This window comes from Nitrosomonas sp. Nm166 (assembly GCF_900112825.1).
GTDB lineage: Bacteria > Pseudomonadota > Gammaproteobacteria > Burkholderiales > Nitrosomonadaceae > Nitrosomonas.
The window spans coordinates 1-1,558 of the sequence record NZ_FONE01000112.1 but is presented as its reverse complement, the minus strand read 5'-3'; the positions used below and the strand labels follow the sequence as shown (position 1 = coordinate 1,558).

Here is a 1,558-nt window from a genome sequence, read left to right as displayed (position 1 = left end):
GGGGTTGTTTCAGGCAGCCAGTAACGGTGTACCACAAGGAGGTGTAATCTCACCACTCCTGTCCAACATCATGCTCACAATGGTTACCAGCAGTGGCTTATTGCCGATATGCTGATGATTTTGTAATCGTCGTTAAAGGAAACAAAGCACATGCCGAGATCATACGCGAAGAATGCCGCGCATTTCTGGAGGGCAAACTCAAGCTGACGCTAAATATGGAAAAGACCCATATTACACACGTCAACGATGGATTTGTTTTCCTTGGACATCGCATCATTCGTAAACGGGGACCTCGTGGTACGATGCGTCCGGTCACAACAATACCCAAGGACAAGTTCCGAAACTTTGCATATAAGCTTGTTAAAGAACTGTCTGGCAATTACAGCATGAACAAGATTGACATGGTGGAGAGCCTAAACCGTAAACTTGCGGGTTGGGCCAACTTCTACCAATTTACAGACTATACTGCAGTCATGTACGGAAAGTTAGACAGAATAATCTTCTGGAAACTTGCGCACTGGCTGGCACGCAAGTACCGGGCCTCTATTAAGTCGTTAATGCGGCAATGGATCCGGCGTCCGGCTGAAGGAAAAGCCAAGATATGGCAACTCTTTGGCCGCAGCGACAATGGCAGTCTATGTGGAATAACGTTGCGCCGACTGGTCACCAGTCGCAAAGCTCAATTCCGGTGGCGGAAACCTGAAACCAACCCTTATATAATACGGGAAGAAGAAAGGAATACCGTTACTTCACGCTACCGTGATATTGCTATGGCTATGAGCCATACTTGAATGGAGAGCCGTATGCGCTGAGAGGTGCACGTACGGTTCGGTGAGGAGAGGCAGGGAGATAGTTCGACTACGCCCTGCTTCTTACTTTACTTCCTACGGATGAGGGCTGGTTGTACTTGGCTGGTATAAAGGATCTGTTTAATGGAGAACTGGTCGGCTATGCCATGAATGAAAGAATGACTAAGGATCTGGTTATACAAGCTTTGTTTCATGCAACTAAAAGTAAACATCCGGGCTAATTGCTCAATCAGATCGAGGTGGCCAATACTGTGCGCATGATTATCAGGATTTATTGCAACAATTTGGCATGATCGCTTCCATGCGTCGCAAGGGTAACTGCTTAATGCTCCGATGGAAAGTTTCCGGGGAATACTTAAAACCGAGCTGGTGCATCATAGAAGATTCACAACACGACAACAGGTCATTCAGGAAATTACCGAATATATAGAAATCTTCTATAACCGACAGAGAAAACAGAAAAAGCTGGGCTATTTGTCACCAGTACAATTTACGCAGCAATACTATGCAGATCTGCTTGCCGCTTAAACCGATGGGCTCCATTTTTGAGAGCACACCTCAGTTCAAGTTTTTGCTCTTCCAAATCTCTTTCCCACTGAGCAAAGTCTCCATCGGAGTTTTTCCATTGCAGATTTTGCCCTGATGAGTTCTTTCGAGACCTTTGCAAAAACATAACTTTACCTGAAGCGTATTCAGTTCAGATTTTTTTGTGAGCAATGAAGTACTTTTTGTAAGCTTTTCGCAAAAAT

At 45.1% G+C, this 1,558-nt stretch carries 2 protein-coding genes and 1 pseudogene; 2 read left to right on the top strand and 1 reads right to left on the bottom strand.

Annotation, left to right across the window (positions count from 1 at the left end; translation table 11 throughout):
• Positions 1-92 precede the first annotated feature (92 nt).
• Together BM021_RS14965 and BM021_RS14960 are read left to right on the top strand one after the other, a co-directional pair.
• Entirely contained in the window at positions 93-791 is a 699-nt protein-coding gene (locus BM021_RS14965; RefSeq protein WP_218147891.1) for a group II intron maturase-specific domain-containing protein, read from the top strand.
• A gap of 80 nt (positions 792-871) precedes the next feature.
• Positions 872-1,337 (top strand): annotated as a pseudogene (locus BM021_RS14960) (IS3 family transposase); the annotation flags it as partial.
• 30 nt (positions 1,338-1,367) lie between these two features.
• Here BM021_RS14960 and BM021_RS15860 read toward each other — a convergent pair.
• A partial coding sequence (locus tag BM021_RS15860) for a hypothetical protein (protein WP_218147892.1) occupies positions 1,368-1,558 on the bottom strand: 191 nt, incomplete at its 5' end.